The sequence below is a fragment of the Microbacterium kribbense genome (assembly GCF_039537285.1).
GTDB lineage: Bacteria > Actinomycetota > Actinomycetes > Actinomycetales > Microbacteriaceae > Microbacterium > Microbacterium kribbense.
In genome coordinates this window covers 239,365-257,364 of record NZ_BAABAF010000004.1, presented here as the reverse complement: position 1 = coordinate 257,364, position 18,000 = coordinate 239,365, and the positions used below count along the sequence as shown (strand labels likewise).

Below are 18,000 nucleotides of genomic sequence, written 5' to 3'. Positions count from 1 at the left end.
AGCATCCGCACCACAACCGAACAACCACAGGGCTAAACTGCCCGCAACTGCTCACTTTTCGAACGCCGAAACCGTTCAAAGTTCGAGCGCCGCCGACAGTGGCTGGAGCGGTTCATGAAGGACGCCCGCACGATCGGCCGCCCGCACCTCGGGCACGGCTTCCCGCCCCTTCCGTACACGTGCAGGGAGTGCTCGAAGTAGCCCGACTTCCCACGTTAGATACATTCACTCTTCGGTGCGTCGAGGGTGCGGCGTCTTGCCTGGTCAAATGCTGTTTCGTGAGGGTTCAGCATGAACCGGGCACATGGTCAGAGTTCCCGTCCGGACGACTCGCGGGACCTCGTCTCCGGAAGCGTGTCGAACTGCGCATCGTCACTGACAGAGCGCTGCAAGCGCCACCCGGATCTGCGAATCGGCCCTCCGCAGTGGCCGTACTTCGCAACCGTGCGATCTGTTCGACCTCACTGGCGTCCCCGCTCGATGCTTAGCGTTCAGGGACGCGAAATCTCTACGTCGGCGTTCCGGGACCGGTAACGTCTCCCCGCTGCTTGGCATCTCGTTCTCGGATGTGGTCGAGGAAGACCTTGCGAATCGCGACTGCCTGCTCCTCGCTGAACGGAGTCGCCGCCATCCGAATCGCGCGGACATGCGCCTCGTGAGCAGTCCATCCGAATGTGTCGTTCAGGTCGGATGCCCGAACCAAGGTCTTGATGACCGGGCGTCCGTCTCGCCCGTTCATCTTCTTCTTCTGCGCTGGGAGGTCTCCAGCCCTGATACGTCGCCAGATCGTCTGGGTACAGCAGCGGTGCCGCTCAGCCGCAGCTGCGACGTCGAGCCATTCATCTTCGGACATCGCGGCTCCTTCAGATCGTGTGCGTCCACGTGACGACTTGATCGAGGGCGTCGGGGTATCCGCGATGTGACTCATCGTCCGTGGACTCATAGTCAGCGTATCGAAATCGTTGATGCATGACCATCCCGGCGCATCGCATCGCCTTCGGCGAGCACCTCCGCGACTTGCGTCAAGACCGTGGCTGGTCATCGCAGGAAGCCTTCGCCCATCACGTCGGGATCGACCGCACCTACATCAGTGGGCTGGAACGAGGACGTCGCAACCCAACCCTTGATGTCATCGTCAAGCTCGCGCAGAGCCTCGACGTGAAGCCGGCCGAGCTCCTCGCCACGATCGAGTGAGCCTTCGTAGCGATCTGCCCGCTCGCGAGGCACAAACAACCCCCACGCCGTGGTGCGCGCGCACGATTCAGCATTTCCCCGTTCCTTGGCGCACCGTGAGGTAGAAAAGCAGAACCCCGGCCGTGTGATCGGCCCTCGGACGAGGACTACAGGGACGGTTCCGGGGTGTTCGCCAGCGATACTACAGGACAGGAGGTGCATGTGGCCAGTGTGAGCAGCTGGGCGTTCTATGAACGTCACTTCGCCCACGCGCGACTCCAGCACTATCTCACCCACACCGGCGGCGATCAGTCGGCCGCGATGGAGTTGTACCGCTGGAACGTCGCAACCTCCGGCGCTTTCTGGCAATCATTGGCCTATTTCGAGGTGGCGTTGCGCAACGCACTCGATGAGCGCATGAGCACCAGGCACTCTGCGTTCGAGCGTCCGGGTCACTGGGTGTTCGATGACGCTCGCGAGCTAGGTCGAGATGCCGACGGACCAGGTCACCACCGTCAGCCGTACAAAGACATCGCCGAGGGGATCCGGCGTGTGCGCCGAAACCAGAAGCCACTGAGTGCCGGCCAGATCATCTCTGAGGTGTCCTTCGGGTTCTGGCACCAACTGGTCTCACGTCGCCAGATGTTCTTGTGGCCCGATCTTGCCGGCGCATTCCCCCACGCGCCGAATCGCAACCAGCCGACCATCCAACGTCCGGTCGCGCAACTGCGCGAGTTCCGAAACCGGCTCGGGCATCACCACCGGGTGTGGTCGGAGAACGTCCAAGATCGCTACGACGACCTGCTGGGGGTCGCCGGCTACATCGACCCTGATCTCAAGAAGTTCATCGGTCAGCGCAGCATGGTGCCGGCTCTGCTCGCGAAGCAGCCCTGGCCCGCATAGGGACGCAGCCTGCTTGACCTCCGTCGTTTTCTGCCATGACCTCGAACGTAGTGAACAAGTTCGTGAAGGGTCGGCGCTCGATTACTCGCCCAACTGGGATGACCAACGACAGATCCTCCTTGGCGTCCCAAGGGCACACCGATCATGAACTAGTGGCTGCGGCGGGGCTCGTATTGCTGATGGGCACGTCGATCCGGTCCCGTGCGACGACGATGCCGTCCTTGACGGCGTAGCACTCGACGACATGCTCGCCCTTGAAGTCCGAGTGCTCGGTGTGAACTCCCGGCTTGCTCGAGTCGACGATCTGACCTCGGATCATGTCCCGTCTCTCGGCCTCAGCTCCGCGATTGAGTACCTTCCATTTCAGGACGTAGGGTCGCTCGACCGAGCATCCGGTCACCACGAACTTCAGGCTCCTGTTCGCCTTGAGTAGTGCGCCGGTGCGCAGCATCTCGCGCAGCTTCGTTGGTCTCCAGCCATCCTGCGTGACTTCGCAGTCGATCGACACCGACTCCGAGATGTCGATCGGGAAGCAGTCCTCGATGAACTGCTCGGTGTCCCTGAACGACCGCGATGCCTCATTCTTGCTCGTCGCAAGCGGTACCGAGGTCCCGAACACCTCGCGCCACTTTCTGTTCGCGGCCGCCTTGCCGTCGAAGTCGATCGCCTCGAGGCAGCGGTTGTACGCCTTCTTGGCCTTCGGCTGGAACTTCTGCTTGACGTAGACACGTTGCCGGCTGCCGAGCGCCAGGTAGTAGTCCTGTTCGGGCTCGTCCTTGAGGAATTCGAAGAAGTCACGAGCCATCAGGTCGAACGAGCTGCTGCTGGCCGAGTCGTACTCGGTCGTCTGCGCAAAGAAGTTGTGAACGAGCGTGTCAATAAGCAGGCCACCCATGTTCGCGCCGCTGGTGTTCTTCCACGCCCGCGCCATCCGTGCCAGGTGCCGCATGTTCGTCGAGGTGCGGTCGTTGCACTCCTTAGTCGCCGCGATCTCATCGCGCGGCTTCGTGACCTTCCACCCCTCGGCCTTGGTGTCCGGGTAATCGAAGCTGCCGTCGTCGTTCTCGAACGCGGGCTGGACCTCGAACTTGAAGGCGTTCGAGCTGAACTGGACTCGGACGACGCACTGGTCGACGCGGATGTCCGTGTCCTTGTACCTCGACTTGAGGGCGTCTCGGACTCTGTTGAGGATCCGGCGCGGGCCCGTGTCACCGTCGTAGTCCTTCCGGATCCCGGGCGGCAGGATGTAGATCATGTCGAGGTCCGACACGCCCTTAATGGCGGTGTGCCGACCGAACGAGCCGACCATGAGCTTGTGCTCGGTCGAGCCCGTCTTATCGTAGAAATCCTTGTTGAGCGCCTTGGTGATCTCGTCCCGGCGAGCGGCAACCGTCGTGGCGGTCCCTCCCAGCTTGAGGTTCTGCAGCAGCCCGTCGAAGATCTCGGAGGTCTTCATGCCTGCGCCTCGCCTTCGTCGATGCGGAGCGCTTCGGGAAGCAGGAGATCGATCTCCCTGGCAGTGAACGTCATCTCCTCGTTGTTCTTCAGCCCGTCCTGCGCACGCCTGAACGCCATGTCGCTGGTCCGCGGAGCCTCCGCATATGCGTCTCGCGCGGATTCCTGGAGCTCGTCCCTGCGTGCCCGGGCGTCCGTGTCCGAGATGTCGCCGGACATCATGTCCGCGATGAGGGAGATGTAGGACTCGCGCACGTCCCAGAGCTTGGACGCGATGCCACGGTGGGCCTCGGACGTCTCCTCGAACTTGAACGTCTTCGCCCCGAGACTCAGCCAGCTCACGAGCAGCGCGATGAAGGACGTCGCCAGCGCCGTTAGCACCGTGCTGCCGAGGAGGCCGGCGACCGCGGCGAGGAAGGTGCCAGAACTGATCGCGGTGAGGACGACGAGGACGCCCTGCTGCCACCTGTGCTTGGTGAAGCAGATGTCAGCCTGCTTCTCGTGCGTCTTGTGGCCGTAGACGACTCGTCCGAAGGACTCTCGGATCTGCGCCAGCAGGTACGGGTCGCGGTCGGGCACCGCTGCTCGCTCGTGGGTCAACTCTCTCCGATCTCTGGAGAACTGTGGAAGGCGCACCCGGGAGCGGGTGCTGTGGCTCCGAGCATGCCCGGGACCACCGACACTCCACACGAACGAGCGGACCCCCGCGTATCAGAACCACGGATACCGACTCTCGATCCGCGACTTCGTCCGACGTCGTTGGTGCGAGGAGGAGCTCCAAGGCTGGCCGACAGCCTGGTTGCCGAAAGTCGCCGAGGCAACGCTTCGGCCAGAGCGTGTCGGCACAGCCCGATAGCATCGACCTAGCGGTGGCCTGAGGTGGCCAGAGGAGAGGAGACATCCGTTGGCGAAACTCAACCTCAAGGCCGTCGAGGAGCGAGTCGCGCCACTCGGAGGCCGGGGTTCCTACGACCGCGAGTTCATATACGAACTCCTCCTGGCCTACGGCAAGCCACAAGGCAACGTCACGCGGCTCCGGAAGGGATCACTCAACGTCGCCGACAACCCCGAGACCGAGGTTGCGCAGAAGAACGTTGTCTACTTCAAAGAGACGCCCGACGATACGCTCGCCGTCATCGACGGGCTCAAGACCTCCCCGACCGTAGTGCGCTACAACACGCGCTTCGTGGTCGTCACCGACTACAACGAGCTCCTCGCAGTCGACACCAAGACCGGCGAGAATCTGATGATTCCCATCCGGGAAGTCGACCAGCACTTCACCTTCTTCCTGCCCTGGGCCGGCATGGAAAAGGCACAGTACGTCGCCGAAGCGCACGCCGACGTCAAGGCTGCTGAACGCATGGGCAAGCTCTTCGACGAGTTGCTCGCCGCCAACCCTGGCCTCCTCGAGCGGCCGAACGGGCGACATTCACTGAATGTTTTCTTCACCCGTCTGCTGTTCTGCTTCTTCGCCGAGGACACCGGGATCTTCCACGAGGGACAGTTCACGAACGCGGTCGGGTCGCACACTCAGCGCGACGGGTCTGACACCAAGGAGTTCCTTACCGCACTGTTCGAAGTACTGGACACCCAGGACAGTGAGCCGAAGCCCACCTACCTGGCTTCTTTCCCCTACGTCAACGGCCGGCTGTTCCGGATGGATCCGGATCACACGGTGCCGGTCTTCACGAAGTCTGCGCGGGATCTGCTGATCGCGATGGGCACGCTTGACTGGAGCCAGATCAATCCGGACATCTTCGGGTCGATGTTCCAGGCGATCGTCACCCCAGGCAAACGCTCCGATCTCGGGCAGCACTACACCTCGGTGCCGAACATCCTCAAGACCATCGAACCGCTCTTCCTCGACAAGCTCAAAGAACAGCTCGACGCAGGATTCGACTCGGTCAAGAAGCTTGAGCGGCTGCTGGATCGGATCAGCGCGATCAAGGTCTTCGATCCCGCTTGCGGTTCCGGGAACTTCCTCGTCATCGCTTACAAGGAGCTGCGCAAGCTCGAACATGCGATCCTCGAACGCCTCGCCGACCTCGATCCTAAGCATCAGGTTCTGTTCGCCGAGTCGCGAATCAACATCGAGAGCTTCTACGGCATCGAGATCGACGACTTCGCAGTCGAGGTGGCGATCCTCTCCCTATGGATCGCCAAGCACCAGATGAATACCGAGTTCAAGGAGAAGTTTAATGTCGCGATCCCGCTGATCCCACTCAAAGAGACAGGACAGATCCGTGGGGGCAACGCAACCCGCGTCGATTGGAACTCTGTCTGCCCCAACGATGGCGGCGAGATCTACCTCATCGGAAACCCGCCTTATGCAGGCGTCAAAGAACAGACCAAAGAGCAGAAGGCTGACTTTGCGCCCGTGTTCGGGGCGCGCCAATTCTCGAAAAAGCTTGACTACGTATCACTGTGGTTCGTGAAGGCTACCGACTACATCGAGAGCACACGCGCGGAAGCAGCGTTCGTCAGCACGAAATCAATCACGCAGGGCGAGCAGGTTGGACTCATGTTTCCCATGATCTTCGACAGGGGCATAGAGATCGGTTATGCGTACACGCCGTTCAAGTGGGAGAACAATGCCAAGCGCAACGCTGGCGTCACGGTCATCGTAGTTTCGCTCCGCAATGTATACACCTCGGCGAAATATCTATTCCAGGGCGACCTCCGGGTCGAGGCAAGAAACATCAACGGCTATCTGGTCGACAGTGGAAACGTCTTCGTCATCCCTCGCTCCAGGCCTCTGTCGCAACTGCCACCTATGACATCGGGTTCAAATGGAACCGACTGGGGTTACCTGATGCTCGAACCAGAGGAGCGCGCCGCACTTCTGGCGCACGACCCCCAGGCGGAGCCGTTCATCCGTCGAATCTTCGGCACTGACGAGCTGGTAAAGGATCAGGAGAGGTACTGCATCTGGGTTCCAGACGACAAGTATCAGGAGGCGGCCACAATCTCCTCTTTGAGGGCGCGATTCGACCGGACGGCGGCCAAACGAGCAGAGAGCGCAAAAGGCCCGACCAAGCTGTTGGCGCAGGTTCCGTACCGCTTCGGCGAGGTTCGGTACAAGCCTACCGAGTCAATCATCATGCCGAAGGTCTCATCGTCCCGCCGTGACTACATTCCGGTCGGATATCTCGATGCCGAATCCATCATAAATAGATCTGCGTTCGCAATTTACGACGCCGAGCCGTGGGTACTCACGTTGTTGATGTCCAGGACTCACGTCGCCTGGACCGGAGCTGTCGGCGGGCGGATGCGCGAGGACTACCAGTACTCGAACACGATCGTCTACAACAACTTCCCCGTTCCGCCGCTCAGCGATGCAATGAAGGAGCAGCTCACCGTCGCCGCGCTACGGGTGCTGGACGTACGGGAGTACCACTGCGAGCGGACACTCTCCGAGCTCTACAACCCAGACCTCATGCCTGCTGACTTGCGGCGGGTGCATGCTGAGGTCGATGCGCTCGTCGACTCGCTCTACTCCAAGCACGAGTACGAGACCGACGAGCAGAGACTGTCAGACCTGTTCGCTATGTATGAGGTGATGATTACTGAGGAGGCTGCCAAGGCTCCGGTGAAGAAGATGAGGGGTGCTCGGAAGTGAACGCGACGAGGAAGCCGGTCAACATCGTCGATGTGACATACGCCCGGACGGGCGAGTCAGTCACCACGGACGCGTTGGGTATGCGGGAGATGCAGCAGCGGGTCTTCGCCAAGCGCGATGCACAGCACCTTCTCGTGAAGGCTCCGCCGGCCTCCGGCAAGTCCCGGGCCCTGATGTTCGTCGGGCTCGACAAGCTCTACAACCAAGGCCGACGGAAGGTCATCGTCGCGGTACCTGAACGGTCGATCGGCGCGTCATTCGCCTCGACGAAGCTCACCGAGCACGGGTTCTTCGCCGACTGGGAGGTCAAGCCCGAGCACAATCTCTGCGACCCCGGCTCCTCTCAGGGCAAGGTCGGTGCGTTCATCGACTTCCTGAACGGCCCCGACGCGATCCTGGTCTGCACCCACGCGACACTGCGGTTCGCGTTCGAGAAGCTCTCCCCGGACGCATTCGACGGCACGGTACTGGCGATCGACGAGTTCCACCACGTGTCCGCCGACACCGAAGCGAGCCGGCTCGGCGCGCTGCTGCGCGACATCATGAACGGTTCGGACGTGCATATCGTCGCCATGACGGGCTCGTACTTCCGCGGCGACTCGGTGCCGGTGCTCTCCGCCGAGGACGAGGCGAAGTTCACCCCGGTCACGTTCAACTACTACGACCAGCTCAACGGCTATCAGTACCTGCACTCGCTCGGCATCGGTCACCACTTCTACCAGGGCCGCTACACCGACGCGATCGGTGAGGTCTTCGACCTGGACAGGAAGACGATCATTCACATCCCGAACGTCAATTCGGGTGAGTCCACCAAGGACAAGATCGAAGAGGTCGGGTTCATCATCGACTCGATCGGCCTGGTTGAAGACACCGATCCCGACACCGGAATCATCAGCATTCGCCGCTCTGATACGGGCGCGATCCTGCGGGTCGCTGATCTCGTCGACGACACCGACCAGAAGAAGCGCGCCGACACCTTGCATTACCTCGCGACAGTCGCGTCGAAGGACCGCGACGCCGTCGACGTCATCATCGCGCTCGGCATGGCCAAGGAAGGGTTCGACTGGCCCTTCGCCGAGCACGCGCTCACCGTCGCCTACCGTGCCTCCCTGACCGAGGTGATCCAGATCATTGGCCGTGTCACCCGGGACTCCCCTGGCAAGGAGCACGCCCAGTTCACCAACCTGATCGCCGAGCCGGATGCCTCCCAGGGCGAGGTCAAGGTGTCGGTGAACAACATGCTCAAGGCGATCACCGCCTCCCTGCTGATGGAGCAGGTGCTGGCGCAGAATTTCACTTTCAAGACCAAGCACCCCGGCGAGGGCGGCTCTCCCCCACCGGGGGTCATCACGATCAAGGGCTTCAAGGAGCCGTCCAGCGACCGAGTCAAGCAGATCGTAGAGACCGACCTCAACGACCTCAAGGCGACGATCCTGCAGGACGACACCTTCGCGAAGGCCGCCGCCGGCTCGGTGGACCCGGAGACGACGAACAAGGTGCTGATCCCCAAGATCATTCGCGAGCGATACCCAGACCTGAACGAGTCCCAGGTGGAGGAGCTCCGCCAGCAGGTCGTCGTCGACTCCGTGATCAAGAACGGTGAGGTCCGGGAGGTCGGTGACAAACGCTTCATCAAGATGTCGGAGAAGTTCGTCAACATCGACGACATCAACATCAACCTCATTGACTCCGTCAACCCGTTCCAGCGGGCCTTCGAGGTCATGTCGAAGTCGGTCACCCCCTCGGTGCTGCGCATCATCTCCGACGCGATCACCGCCACCCGGATCGAGTTCACCGACGAAGAGGCGTTCGCCCTGTTCCCGAAGATCCAACAATGGGCCAAGGTCAACGGGCGGAAGCCCGATGTGCGCTCGGAAGACCACACCGAGAAGCGGTACGCCGAGGCTTTGTTGTATCTGCAGAGGCGCAAGCAGCAGCATCTCGCCGCGCAACGCGCCACCGAGACAGACGAGGAGTCATGACGAGCAGCGAGGGCGTCGGGCCAGTGGATTTCTCCTATCCCGCTGTCGACATCCAGGTGTTGATCGACTCCGACGTCGATGGCCTCCTGGATGCGCCGGAGAAGCCGAAGAAGGTCACCTCAGCCGACAGGCTGGAGCGCGCCTTCCTCGAAGTCATCGAGTTTCGGCGCACACATGGACGGATCCCGAGCTCGACAACGCGAGAGATCGCCGAGCGGAAGCTCGGTGCGCGACTGGACGGGATCCTCGCCGACGAGGAGAAGATCGCCGCGCTGAAGCCGCTAGACGAGTTCGGGATGCTGGAAGCCCCAGAGCCTCCGGGATCGATCGACGACCTGTTGGAGGGCGACGATCTTGACCTCCTCGGCGATGAGTCGGGGCTGCTTGACGTGTCCGCTCTCCCGGTGCGTCGCCAGGTGTACGACGCGGATGCGGCTCGCCGGCGCAAGGCCGAGGATTTCGAGCAGTTCGAGCCGCTGTTCAGGCAGAAGCACTCCGAACTCAGGGCGGGTACGTCCAAACTCCTGCCCTACCCCGGCATGGCCCACATCGTCCCCGGGGCGTTCTTCGTCCTCAACGGAGTGATGCTGTTCATCGCCGAGGTCGGCGAGACCGAGTACAAGAAGTCGACCGTCCGAGAGAACAAGCGCGAACGACTTAGGTGTATCTTCGAGAACGGCACCGAGTCCTCGATGTACCGCCAGTCCCTGGCGATCCGCCTCAGCGACGAGGACGGTCAGATCTTGGTGCAGACCGCAATGCCCGAGATTCTCACCGACGACGAGGTCAGCGGCTACATCTACGTGCTCCGTTCCCGGAGCGATGACCCCCAGATCGCGGCCATCAAGGACTTGCACAAGATCGGCTTCTCGCGAGGCCCTGTCGAGAAGCGGATCAAGAACGCCGAGAAGTCGCCGACGTACCTGATGGCACCGGTCGAGGTGGCAGCCAACTACCGCGCGTACAACCTGCGGGCCTCAGCGCTGGAGAACCTGCTGCACCGCGTGTTCGCCGAAGTGCGGCTCGACATCACTCAGATCGACCGGAAGGGCGGTGACTACGACCCATCGGAGTGGTTCGTCGTCCCGCTCTCTGTCATCGATCAGGCGGTCAACCTGATCATCTCCGGAGACATCGTGGGCTACGTGTACGACGCATCGGCTCAGAAGCTGATCAGGAACAGCTGAGCAAACGTCAGTAGCGATCCCAGAGCGCGCGACTGCTGGATGGCCTGTCACTCGGGTAAATACCCAATCGTGGTCACTCGTACCTCGATACCCCTGCTCTCCAACTCATCGAATGCCCGAACCAGGGACACCTTGCTGAAGCTGAAGAGGTCATCCGGGGTGATTGACTTGCCAACCTCCTTCGGCCGGATGGCGTAGATGACTCTGCGAGGCTTGTTGCCGATGAGATCGCGATCGCCTCCGCGTTGCTGTACTCGGTCGCGGAGCTTCATTCGAGCCTCTTCGTCGTGCTGCAGCGCGTGAGCGGAGTTGGCTCCCTGAGCGAACAGATGACTAAGCGGTGCCGACGAGGTCGCCGACTTGACGTGGACATAGACGTCGCTTTCGATGATGAGATCGCTCGGCTCGAAGCCCCGCTTGTTCTGGGCCGTCTGCACGAGCTTGCGATCCATCAAGACAGCGCCCATGACCTCGGCAGCCTTCTTGTTGTATGCCTCCTCGTCGTCAGGCACATGCCACTCGGGCATGGTCACTCCGGACGACTTCGCGAAGATGCCCTTCACACGTTGGTCGAGCTGCTTGGCGTAGTCGAGGTCCATGGCAAACCACTGCCCATCATGCAGGAAGTACCGCCGCCCGCCCTCCTCGATCTCGAGCGCAACCCACTTGCGGAGCGGGATGTCGCTGCTCACCGCATCTTCGCCTTCGGCATCGCCGAATAGCTGGATCTTGATCCTGTCCAGCGATGCGATGTCACGGCCCGACAACAGTTGCAGCACGAGCTCCTTTGTCGGTAGATCGGCCCTTGGTTGCGTGCCCCCACCGCCCTTGACTCGGAACGACTCCGCTGGCTTGTTCTCATTCAGGTGCTCGTGAGGCCACGTCACCATGATCTTGGAGGTATCAGGGGCTTGCTGAAGTTCGTATAGAAGGCGCGTCTCCAGGCGCTCGTGTACGTCTGTTCCCTTCTTGACCGGGACAAGCTGTTCCAGCACTTGCAGCTCGGGACGAGGATCCTGAGTCAGGAGATCGTCGAGTACCTTGAGATCGGCGAGCAGCGTTGCCGGTGTGAGCCCGAGCGGCACGGACACGGCATCGGCTCCCCGCACGCGGAACTCTTTCCCGATCGTGAGGCCCTTGATCTCGGCCTTTCCAACGACCCGGGTAACCAATTCACCGAAGCCACCGATGCCGAATCCAGTAAGGCCCGAGCCGGCGGGTATGGAGGAGCGGTCCACCTTGGCTCGTTCGTCGAGGACAGTACGAGTAAGCGAACTCAAAAGGTCTGGATCAGCAGACCTCAGAGCAAGTCGCTGGCCGAACGCTCCGTCCACCAGCCCCTGGTCCAGCAACAACCAACCCATCCCCCAGCAGAGCGCCCAGGTGGCAGCGTCGGGCCGATCGTCCAAACGCAGGAGCAGCACCCCGGCGGCGGTCTCGTTCGAGACCTCCACAACCGTGCCAGTCAGCGTCTTGACGCGAGCTGCCCACTTGACAGGCTCGTTGCCGCCGATTGATCCGACAATCAGGAGTGCGTCGCGATCCTTGACGGTGCACGCGTCTTGAGCGAAGGTCGAGTTCTCCCTGTACTTCTTCTTGACCGCATCCTTCAGCTCGTCGGTATGCCGCAGTCGGTACAGCGTTGTCGCCTGCGCGATGGCCTTCTGACGAGCCATACCTACTCCTTACCTGTGCGCGACGTCATCGCGACGAGCATGATCAGAGTCTGCCAGAGACCGCGCCCGAGTGCGCCAACTCGAGACTTGACTCTCGTCGGGCAGAACCATAAGCACCCGGACCAATCACGGCACCGACGCTCGGCGGGAAGTCCCACCTTGCGTGCAACGCTTCCGTCCGTTCGCGTGTAGACGGCAGCCAGCGAGGGCGTCTTCGGGGAGAATCGGGATATGGCGCAGCACGACGATGACTGGACTCAACAGAACGAGGGTCCCTACGACGTGATCTCGATCGAGTCCATCTCCTCCGATGAGTGGGCCCGCGAGATCGCCAGACGGCCGGGCATGTACCTCGGGAGCGCGACCTTCGAGCGAGCAGTCGGCTTCATCCACGGCCTCGAACACCCACTCATCGTGAAGTGCCGGACGCCGGAGGACACCGCCGCACTGCCGACGAGTCGGCACGCCGAACTACTTCGACGCAACGACGATCTCGACGAGGCCGAAACGATCCGTCAACTTGAGCCTGTGCTTGTCGAGCTCTTCGACGCTCTGAAGGGCGAACGCTGATCGCCGGACCGTTGGCCGTCGTACCAACACGCGTGGGATACAGCGGCAGCTCATAGCTCGACAATCTCGTCCTCGGGCTGACGGCCCTTCGTCACCCAAACATGCCGCGTCACCCTCGACCCTCTGCACGTGAATGTCAACGGGCTGAGCAGTCGAGACGAGCACCGTCACATGCTTCGGCGTGACGCTGGCCGACCCTCGAACCGCGGTATGGTCATCGGGCGCTACGCAAGGGCGAAATCAGCGTTTCCGCTGGCAGCGCGGGCAAAAGTGGCTTGATCGATTCATGAATTTCTCCCGTACGATGGGGGTGCCGCAGCGCCCACACGGACGGCCCGCGAGCCCATAGACACGAAGTTGTCGGGAAAAATAACCCGCCTGGCCGTTCACGTTGACGTACTGCATGTCGAAGGTGGTGCCGCCCTCGGCCAGCGATCTGGTCAGCACCGCGCGCACTTCGGCCAGCAGCCGGTGCACGGCGCGCGTGGCCAATGCCCGGGCGGGCGTGGTGGGGTGGATGCGCGCGGCCCACAGCGATTCGTCGGCATAGATGTTGCCGATTCCGCTGACCACGCCCTGGTCCAGCAGCACGCGCTTGACCGCCGAGTCCTTGCGCGAGAGCGCTGCACGGAACGCGTCGTCGTCGAAGGCCGGATCCAGCACGTCGCGCGCGATGTGCGCCACCTGGCCGGGCACCGCCGCCGCACTGTCGCCGAATCCGCCGGGAGCACCGTCGGGCGTGGGCAGCAGCGCGTCGATGGCCAGCGAGCCGAAGGTGCGCTGATCTGCGAAGACCACCGCGAGCTCCTGTCCGGTGGGATGCTCCAGGTCGAGCCGGATGCGCTCGAAGCGCAGCGCCGGCGCACCGGATTCACGCACCAGGATCTGGCCGCTCATGCCGAGGTGGCCGATCAGCGCCTGCGTGCGTCCCGCCAGCGGCATCCAGAGGAACTTGCCCCGGCGCACCGCCGACAGCAGCGTCTTCCCGGTCAGGGCCGCTTCGAAGTCGGCCGCGGATCCGTGGTGCCGGGTCAGTGCGCGCTCGTCGTGCACCGTGACGGCGACCACGCGCGCGCCGGAGACCGCCGGCGCGAGCCCGCGCCGGACCACCTCGACCTCGGGCAGTTCAGGCACGCCGTCAGCGCCGCTTCGAGAGCGTCTGCCACAGGTCGAGCGCGGCGGCCATCTCGGAGTGCTTCTTGCTGCTGCCGGTGCCGGTGCTGGCGAAATCGGCCACCGAGACGGTCGCGGTGAACACGCGATCGTGGTCGGGGCCGGCGGCGTCCACCGAGTAGACCGGCGGCGCGAAGCCCAGTTGCGCGGCGAGCTCCTGCAGGCTCGTCTTCGGGTCGATCGCGGCGCCGTACCGGTCGGGGTCTGCCAGCAGCGGCTCGATCAGCCGGCGCACGAGGGCGGCGGCGGCATCCTGCCCGGCCGACATGTAGGTCGCGCCGATGACTGCTTCCATGGTGTCGGCGAGGATCGAGTCCTTGTCGCGACCGCCGGTCTGGTCTTCACCGCGACCGAGCTTGAGGTGCTCGCCCAGGCCGATGCCGCGTGCGATCTCGGCCAGCGCGACGGTCGAGACCACGCTCGCCCGTCGTTTGGCCAGGCCGCCCTCATCCAGATCGGGATTGGTCGTGAACAGCAGCACGGTCACGGCCTGCCCCAGCACGGCGTCGCCGAGGAACTCGAGACGCTCGTTGTGCGGCACATGCCCGTGCTCGTACGAGTATGAGCGGTGCGTGAGCGCGCGCGACAGAAGCTCGGGGTCGATGTCGACCCCGAGCTTGTCTGTCAGCAGGGAGGAGTCTCCCGCAGGCGCTGCCACGCGCGAATCAGACGTCGGCGACCTTGCGGCCCTTGTACTCGAGGAACAGCTCGGTGCCCTGCGAGTCGGTGACGACCTTGGCCTGGTGCGGGCGGCTGTAGACGGTCTTGCCGTTCTCGACCGTCTTGACCAGGGTCGGGACCTCGGCCTTCCACTGCGCGCGACGGGAGCGGGTGTTCGAGCGGGAGACCTTCCGCTTCGGGGGGTTGCCTGCCATTTTGCTCTTCCTTTGTCCTAGGTCTGGGGTGTGGGTGCACTGTCGTCTGCGCCCGCTGCCGATTCCGGCGTGAACCCTGCCAGGGCTGCCCAACGCGAGTCGGGGTTCTGGCGGGGTTCTGCATCCGGCAGATCAGCCAGCCGCTCGCCCGTGATCGTGTCCAATCCCGGGCAGTCCGGCCGGCATACCGGCTGAAATGGAAGCGAAAGAACGAGCGCGTCCCTGACCAGAGTTTCAAGATCCACGTGGTCGTCTTGAACCTCGAAGTCATTCGCTTCGTCTCCAGGGTACGCGAAAAGTTCCTGGAACTCGACTTCGACGCTCGCCTCGATCTCGCGCAGGCACCGTCCACACTCCCCGATGTAGCGGCTGTCTGCCGTGCCGGAGGCGAGGATCCCCTCGTGCACGGACTCGAACCGCACCTCGACGTGCACCTGCTCGCCGGCTGGGAAGGCCACGAGACCCTCGCCCCAGTGCTCGGGCAGCGTCACGTCGAAGTCGACCTCGCGCATCGCTCCAGGCTGGTGGATGATGTCGCGCAGGTGCGTGCTGAATGCGCCGGGGCGTAGATGTCTCACACGGGTGAGTCTACCGGCGCGGTCTGAGTGGATGCCGGGGCCCGGCGGGCCTCAGATGCCGCGTGCGCCGGTGTCGAGGAACTGCGCGACCGGCCCGGGCACGTACGGCGAGACGTCTCCGCCCAGGCCCGCGACCTGGCGCACCAGCGAGCTGGAGACCAGCGCGTGGGCGGGATCGGGCAGCAGGAAGACCGTCTCGATCTCGGCGAGGTGCCGGTTGACGATGGCCATCGGCGTCTCGTAGGCCACATCCAGCTGGGAGCGGATGCCCTTGACCAGCACGCCGGCGCCCACCTCGGTGGCGTAGTCCACGAGCAGGCCCATGCTCCACGAGGCCACGACGATGTGGCCTTCGATCTGCTGCCCGGCGATGGACTGCTCCAGCAGCGCGAGGCGCTGCGCGATGGGCAGCATCGCCTGCTTGTCGGGGTTGTGCACGACCAGCACGTGCACGGTGTCATACAGCGAAGCCGCCCGTCGGATCACATCGAGGTGGCCGAGGGTGGGCGGGTCGAACGACCCCGGGACGACGGCGATCCGGTTGCTCACCGCTCCAGCCTATCGGCCGACCCGTGCGCCCGCTGAACGGCCTCTCGCCGGGTGGGAGTCAGTTCTTGGCCAGCGCGGCGCGCTCGGCGGCATCCAGCCGTCGCTCGATCGCCTGGGCCAGGCCGGTGTGCTGCAGCAGCGCCGGGTCGCCCGAAAGGATGGCCTCGCCCTCCTGCCGGGCCAGCGCGATCAGGTCCGCGTCCTTGATCACGCGCAGCAGTCGCAGCGACGTGCGCGCCCCGGATTGCACGTCGCCGAGCACGTCGCCCTCGCCGCGCAGCTCGAGGTCGGCCTCGGCCAGCTCGAAGCCGTCGGCGGTGCGCGCGACGGCGTCGACCCGCGCCCGCCCGGGTGTGGTCGCGTCGGCTTCGGTGACCAGCAGGCACAGGCCCGGCACGCTGCCCCGGCCGACCCGGCCGCGCAGCTGGTGCAGCTGCGACACGCCGAAGCGATCGGCCTCGAGGATCACCATCGTCGAGGCGTTGGGCACGTCGACGCCGACCTCGATGACGGTGGTGGCCACCAGCACGTCGATCTCGCCGTCGGCGAAGGCCCGCATGATGGTGTCCTTCTCCTCGCCCGGCATGCGCCCGTGCAGCATCTGCACCCGCATCTGGGCGAACGCGGGATGCCCGTGCAGCAGCTGGGTGGCCTGCACCACGCCCCATCGGGTCTTCGCCGGTGCGCCGTCGTCGTCGAGCAGCTCGTCGTCGGCGGCCCGATGCTTGGCGTCGACGGTCGCGTCCGCGTCGATGGCCGGGCAGACCACGAATGCCTGGTGCCCGGCGGCGACCTCTTCGGCGACGCGCTCCCACACCCGGGCGAACCAGTTCGGCTTCTCGCCCACCGGCGCCACGAACGATTCGATGCCCGCGCGGCCGGGCGGCATGGTGCGGATCGTCGAGACGTCCAGATCGCCGAACACCGTCATCGCGACCGTCCGCGGGATCGGGGTGGCCGTCAGCACCAGGGCGTGCGGGCTGCTGCCCTTGGCGCGCAGCGCCTCGCGCTGCTCGACACCGAAGCGGTGCTGCTCGTCGACGACCACCAGCCCCAGGTCGGCGAAGGTCGTGCTCGCACTGAGCAGCGCGTGCGTGCCCACCACGATCAGCGCCTGACCGGCGGCCACCCGCAGCGCGGCCCGGCGCCGCTGCGCCGCCGGCAGCTGCCCGGTCAGCAGCGTCGGCATCAGCTGCGGCGCCAGCTGCGGGCCCAGCATCCGCGCGATCGAGCGCAGATGCTGCCCCGCCAGCACCTCGGTGGGGGCGATCAGCGCGGACTGCCCGCCGGACTGGGCGACCTGCAGCATGGCCCGCAGGGCTACCAGGGTCTTGCCCGAGCCGACCTCGCCCTGCACGAGGCGGTTCATCGGCCAGCCCGCGACGAGGTCCGTCGTGATCACGTCGCCGACGGCGACCTGGTCGGGCGTGCGGGTGAACCCCAGCGCCGCGTCGAACGCGGTCAGGAGGTCACCGGCCGGGCGCGCCGTGGCCGACAGGGCGCGCACGAACTGGCGCTCCTGCAGCAGGGCGGTCTGCAGCACGAGCGCCTCGTGCATGCGCAGCGTGCGCCGGGCATCGGGCACCTGGTCTTCGAAATCGGGGCGGTGCACGCGCATCAGCGCGTCCCGGGCGCCCAGCAGCCCGTGCCGGCGACGCAGGTCCTCCGGAAGCGGATCGGCGACGTCACCGAGACCGTCCAGGATGATCTTGACGATCTTCTGCAGCTGCCAGCTGCTCACGCTCGACGTGGCCGGATAGATCGGGATCGGCTCGTTCGCCCGCGCCTCGGCCGTCATCCGCGCCATGTCGAGGTCGTCGAAGAGCTGGTAGTCGGGATGCGCGAACTGCTTGCCGTGCCGGTACTCCCCCACCTTGCCCGAGAAGATGCCCTGCCGGCCCGGGGTGAGCTCGTTCAGGCGCCAGGACTGGTTGAAGAAGGTCAGCTGCGCGTCGCTGCGCCCGTCGGTGATGATCACCTCGACCAGCGAACCGGGACGGTTGCGCATGCGGCGGTCGGTGGCCGAGCGCACCTGGGCGACGATCGTGACCTGGTCGCCGACGGTCAGCTCGTCGATCGGGGTGAGCTCGCCGCGCGTCGCGTAGCGGCGCGGATAGTGCGCGAGCAGGTCGGCCACCGTGCGCATGCCGAATGATCGCTGCAGGGCGTTCGCGGTCTTGCCGCCGAGGGCGCCGTCCAGGCGCGTCTGAAGCGAATAAGCCGACATGGTTCGAGTTTAGGCAACGCGACGGACACGGCT

The 18,000-nt window shown here is 64.2% G+C and carries 17 protein-coding genes; 6 read left to right on the top strand and 11 right to left on the bottom strand.

Going from position 1 to position 18,000, the window contains the following annotated elements; translation table 11 throughout:
* Positions 1-32: 32 nt before the first annotated feature.
* Both ABD705_RS07190 and ABD705_RS07185 read right to left on the bottom strand, forming a co-directional pair.
* Entirely contained in the window at positions 33-179 is a 147-nt protein-coding gene (locus tag ABD705_RS07190; protein ID WP_425562046.1) for a zinc finger domain-containing protein, read from the bottom strand.
* A 329-nt stretch (positions 180-508) separates the two neighbouring features.
* Entirely contained in the window at positions 509-853 is a 345-nt protein-coding gene (locus ABD705_RS07185) for a hypothetical protein (RefSeq protein ID WP_344782003.1), read from the bottom strand.
* Positions 854-969: 116 nt separating this feature from the next.
* Between ABD705_RS07185 and ABD705_RS07180 the strand changes: the two genes are divergently transcribed.
* Both ABD705_RS07180 and ABD705_RS07175 read left to right on the top strand, forming a co-directional pair.
* Positions 970-1,194: a helix-turn-helix domain-containing protein gene (locus ABD705_RS07180; protein ID WP_344782001.1), complete on the top strand. Its 225-nt coding sequence runs from the start codon at positions 970-972 to the stop codon at positions 1,192-1,194.
* A 165-nt stretch (positions 1,195-1,359) separates the two neighbouring features.
* The gene (locus tag ABD705_RS07175; protein ID WP_344781999.1) at positions 1,360-2,076 is read left to right on the top strand and encodes a hypothetical protein; all 717 of its coding nucleotides are present in this window, start codon (positions 1,360-1,362) and stop codon (positions 2,074-2,076) included.
* A gap of 142 nt (positions 2,077-2,218) precedes the next feature.
* Here ABD705_RS07175 and ABD705_RS07170 read toward each other — a convergent pair whose 3' ends face one another.
* Both ABD705_RS07170 and ABD705_RS07165 read right to left on the bottom strand, forming a co-directional pair.
* Positions 2,219-3,532, bottom strand: coding sequence for a nucleotide-binding domain-containing protein (locus ABD705_RS07170; RefSeq protein ID WP_344781997.1), 1,314 nt, complete (start codon positions 3,530-3,532; stop codon positions 2,219-2,221).
* Complete coding sequence (locus ABD705_RS07165; protein ID WP_344781995.1) at positions 3,529-4,110, bottom strand: SLATT domain-containing protein; 582 nt, start codon at positions 4,108-4,110, stop codon at positions 3,529-3,531. The genes ABD705_RS07170 and ABD705_RS07165 overlap by 4 nt, the downstream gene beginning before the upstream one ends.
* A 325-nt stretch (positions 4,111-4,435) precedes the next feature.
* On the opposite strand from ABD705_RS07165, the gene ABD705_RS07160 reads away from it, so the two are divergent.
* The 3 genes from ABD705_RS07160 (at position 4,436) to ABD705_RS07150 (ending at position 10,319) form a co-directional block, all read left to right on the top strand.
* On the top strand, positions 4,436-7,150 hold the full coding sequence (locus tag ABD705_RS07160) for a DNA methyltransferase (protein WP_344781993.1): 2,715 nt from the start codon (positions 4,436-4,438) through the stop codon (positions 7,148-7,150).
* Between the two features lie 89 nt (positions 7,151-7,239).
* On the top strand, positions 7,240-9,132 hold the full coding sequence (locus ABD705_RS07155) for a DEAD/DEAH box helicase (protein WP_344781991.1): 1,893 nt from the start codon (positions 7,240-7,242) through the stop codon (positions 9,130-9,132).
* Positions 9,129-10,319 carry a GIY-YIG nuclease family protein gene (locus ABD705_RS07150; protein ID WP_344781988.1) on the top strand — a complete coding sequence of 397 codons (1,191 nt, stop codon included), beginning with the start codon at positions 9,129-9,131 and terminating at the stop codon, positions 10,317-10,319. The genes ABD705_RS07155 and ABD705_RS07150 overlap by 4 nt, the downstream gene beginning before the upstream one ends.
* Before the next feature lie 47 nt (positions 10,320-10,366).
* Here the strand turns inward: ABD705_RS07150 and ABD705_RS07145 are convergent, their stop codons facing one another.
* Positions 10,367-11,995, bottom strand: coding sequence for a DUF6119 family protein (locus ABD705_RS07145; protein ID WP_344781986.1), 1,629 nt, complete (start codon positions 11,993-11,995; stop codon positions 10,367-10,369).
* A 231-nt stretch (positions 11,996-12,226) separates the two neighbouring features.
* Here ABD705_RS07145 and ABD705_RS07140 point away from each other — a divergent pair, with 231 nt between their 5' ends.
* A complete protein-coding gene (locus ABD705_RS07140; protein ID WP_344781984.1) occupies positions 12,227-12,565 on the top strand; it encodes a hypothetical protein in 339 nt (112 codons plus the stop codon).
* A gap of 240 nt (positions 12,566-12,805) precedes the next feature.
* Here ABD705_RS07140 and mutM read toward each other — a convergent pair whose 3' ends face one another.
* The 6 genes from mutM to ABD705_RS07110 all read right to left on the bottom strand — a co-directional run bounded on the left by mutM (position 12,806) and on the right by ABD705_RS07110 (position 17,967).
* Positions 12,806-13,699 carry a bifunctional DNA-formamidopyrimidine glycosylase/DNA-(apurinic or apyrimidinic site) lyase gene (gene mutM, locus ABD705_RS07135; RefSeq protein ID WP_344781982.1) on the bottom strand — a complete coding sequence of 298 codons (894 nt, stop codon included), beginning with the start codon at positions 13,697-13,699 and terminating at the stop codon, positions 12,806-12,808.
* Positions 13,700-13,703: 4 nt separating this feature from the next.
* Entirely contained in the window at positions 13,704-14,396 is a 693-nt protein-coding gene (gene rnc / locus ABD705_RS07130; RefSeq protein WP_344781980.1) for a ribonuclease III, read from the bottom strand.
* A gap of 7 nt (positions 14,397-14,403) precedes the next feature.
* Positions 14,404-14,613, bottom strand: a complete 210-nt coding sequence (gene rpmF, locus ABD705_RS07125; RefSeq protein WP_310291267.1) for a 50S ribosomal protein L32 — start codon at positions 14,611-14,613, stop codon at positions 14,404-14,406.
* A gap of 17 nt (positions 14,614-14,630) precedes the next feature.
* Positions 14,631-15,125: a YceD family protein gene (locus ABD705_RS07120; RefSeq protein WP_344781977.1), complete on the bottom strand. Its 495-nt coding sequence runs from the start codon at positions 15,123-15,125 to the stop codon at positions 14,631-14,633.
* A gap of 117 nt (positions 15,126-15,242) precedes the next feature.
* Positions 15,243-15,740: a pantetheine-phosphate adenylyltransferase gene (gene coaD, locus ABD705_RS07115; RefSeq protein WP_344781975.1), complete on the bottom strand. Its 498-nt coding sequence runs from the start codon at positions 15,738-15,740 to the stop codon at positions 15,243-15,245.
* A 58-nt stretch (positions 15,741-15,798) separates the two neighbouring features.
* Complete coding sequence (locus ABD705_RS07110; RefSeq protein WP_344781973.1) at positions 15,799-17,967, bottom strand: ATP-dependent DNA helicase RecG; 2,169 nt, start codon at positions 17,965-17,967, stop codon at positions 15,799-15,801.
* Positions 17,968-18,000 lie beyond the last annotated feature (33 nt).

Excerpts from the sequence above, each read along its gene's own strand:
- ABD705_RS07110 (WP_344781973.1), bottom strand. The coding sequence starts at position 17,967 with ATGTCGGCTTATTCGCTTCAGACGCGCCTGGACGGCGCCCTCGGCGGC.
- ABD705_RS07170 (WP_344781997.1), bottom strand. The coding sequence starts at position 3,532 with ATGAAGACCTCCGAGATCTTCGACGGGCTGCTGCAGAACCTCAAGCTG.
- ABD705_RS07140 (WP_344781984.1), top strand. The coding sequence starts at position 12,227 with ATGGCGCAGCACGACGATGACTGGACTCAACAGAACGAGGGTCCCTAC.
- ABD705_RS07145 (WP_344781986.1), bottom strand. The coding sequence starts at position 11,995 with ATGGCTCGTCAGAAGGCCATCGCGCAGGCGACAACGCTGTACCGACTG.
- ABD705_RS07120 (WP_344781977.1), bottom strand. The coding sequence starts at position 15,125 with ATGCGCGAGGTCGACTTCGACGTGACGCTGCCCGAGCACTGGGGCGAG.
- ABD705_RS07185 (WP_344782003.1), bottom strand. The coding sequence starts at position 853 with ATGTCCGAAGATGAATGGCTCGACGTCGCAGCTGCGGCTGAGCGGCAC.
- ABD705_RS07155 (WP_344781991.1), top strand. The coding sequence starts at position 7,240 with ATGCAGCAGCGGGTCTTCGCCAAGCGCGATGCACAGCACCTTCTCGTG.
- rpmF (WP_310291267.1), bottom strand. The coding sequence starts at position 14,613 with ATGGCAGGCAACCCCCCGAAGCGGAAGGTCTCCCGCTCGAACACCCGC.
- ABD705_RS07150 (WP_344781988.1), top strand. The coding sequence starts at position 9,129 with ATGACGAGCAGCGAGGGCGTCGGGCCAGTGGATTTCTCCTATCCCGCT.
- ABD705_RS07180 (WP_344782001.1), top strand. The coding sequence starts at position 970 with ATGACCATCCCGGCGCATCGCATCGCCTTCGGCGAGCACCTCCGCGAC.